3 protein-coding genes are annotated in these 1,356 nt (G+C 50.5%); all 3 read left to right on the top strand.

Features of this window, described 5'->3' with window-relative positions; all coding sequences use genetic code 11:
* The coding region (locus HGH47_RS12095) for an AAA family ATPase (protein ID WP_432912684.1) at window positions 1-868 on the top strand (868 nt) is incomplete at its 5' end.
* A 31-nt stretch (window positions 869-899) separates the two neighbouring features.
* Window positions 900-1,040, top strand: coding sequence for a hypothetical protein (locus tag HGH47_RS12090; protein ID WP_432912681.1), 141 nt, complete (start codon window positions 900-902; stop codon window positions 1,038-1,040).
* Between the two features lie 13 nt (window positions 1,041-1,053).
* Window positions 1,054-1,356: host-nuclease inhibitor Gam family protein (locus HGH47_RS12085; protein ID WP_432912678.1), on the top strand; the 303-nt coding region annotated here is incomplete at its 3' end.

Below are 1,356 nucleotides of genomic sequence, written 5' to 3'. Positions count from 1 at the left end.
CGGAAACCCCGATGAGGGGAAGCGAATTAGCCAAGCAAAAGCAGCGCAAGCCTTAGGCTATTCTTCTGCCGTTGTGTCGGCATACAAAAACCGCGCGTATAACGGCAATGTAAAGGCGTTTGAAGAGGCGGTGCAGGCGTGGTTAAAGCGGGAAGAACGCCGGATTGAACGGCTGCATATCCCTATTTCGGAAACTGCGGTGCTCAATTCAGTGCGTAAAGCGTTAAGCATTGCGCAGGATGAAGCTGATATTGCCGTTATCGTTGGAGATGCGGGAACGGGTAAGACGACAGCGCTGCGCAATTATGCTGCAGAAAGCCATAGCGCGCTGTTAATTGAAGTCGATTCAAGTTTTACCAAAAGCGTACTGGTTAAAACCATTGCCCAGTCACTGGGGCTCGATACCAAAGGCGGAATGAGCGTCATTATCTCCCACATCGTAGATGCCTTAAAGGGACGGGACACCGTTATCCTGATTGATGAGGCGGAGTACCTGTCAGACGGCTGCCTTGAGCTTATCCGGCGGGTCATCAACGACAAAGCGCAGACCGGTGTCGTCCTTTGCGGGCTGCCTGACTTACGGTACAAGCTGGAAAACCGGCGGCTCGACCATCATCAGCTTACCAGCCGTGTCGGGGTATTTTTGGAAGTCAAAAAGATGAGCAAAGCCGATGCTGCAAAGATTATCGGCGCAGTCTGGCCCCGTCTTTCAAAGGAAACCCTTGAGCTTTTTGTCAAAGCGTCAAAGGGATCGGTGCGGACGCTCACCAAACTGATGGGGCGGGTGCATCAGACGATGGCAATAAACCGGCTCGATGAGCCGGATGAGGATGTTATTCAAGCAGCAGGCGAAATGCTGATGGAATAAAAACGAAAGCGGAGCAGAGGAGGCAAAGCGTATGTATGGGTGGCTATATCGCAGGGCATTAGCCTTAAAAGATGTAGGGGAAAAAGTGCGGTGCCGCACGTTGGTAATGGCTGGATTGTGCATAAAAGAATGGGTTTTATCGCACATGATGAATAAACACGCAAGACCATAAGTGGAGGTTATCTATGGCAAGGTACAAGCCGAATATCGGCAAAATCAAAACGCTTGAGGATGCGAATTTAGCCCTCAAGGAAATCGGCCTTCTTGAGCACGAACTGGAGGCAATCGACGGGGAAGCGAACAAGAAAATTGCAGAAATTAAAGCAGACTGCGCAAAGCAAGGGGAAGGTCTTCGTAAACGCATTACCGACCTTTCCGCCCTGCTTGGCGCATTTGCCGAATACAACCGCGAGGAACTGTTTAAAGACCGCAAATCCCAAAAACTATCCTTCGGCGAATTTGGCTATCGTAAGTCTACCGCAATCAGC

It is taken from the genome of Treponema sp. OMZ 805, assembly GCF_050937395.1.
Classification (GTDB): domain Bacteria; phylum Spirochaetota; class Spirochaetia; order Treponematales; family Treponemataceae; genus Treponema.
Note: the sequence above shows the minus strand (reverse complement) of the source record. Positions and strands in the feature narration are given on the sequence as shown.